At 37.0% G+C, this 230-nt stretch carries 1 protein-coding gene; it reads left to right on the forward strand.

The window, feature by feature from the left end; all coding sequences use genetic code 11:
• Window positions 1–230: hypothetical protein (locus ADI58_RS10270; protein ID WP_049522516.1), on the forward strand; the 230-nt coding region annotated here is incomplete at both ends.

The raw sequence follows: 230 nt of genomic DNA on the forward strand, positions 1-230 counted from the left end.
AATAGTCCAGAAGAAGCAAAAGCAAAGGCTGATACAATTGCAGCATTAAAAGCAGCATCAAATCAAACAAGAGAAGAAATTGTAGAAGGCTTCAAAAAAGGCTTAACTGTAAAACAAGCCGAAGAATTAATCGATAAAGCGAATGAGAAGGCTGCAGAAGAAGATAAAGAAGCGGCAGCTAAAGAAGAAGCAGCGCAAAAAGAATTCTTAGCTAATTATGATGCAGCATT

This window comes from Streptococcus mitis (genome assembly GCF_001074635.1).
Classification (GTDB): Bacteria; Bacillota; Bacilli; order Lactobacillales; family Streptococcaceae; genus Streptococcus; species Streptococcus mitis_E.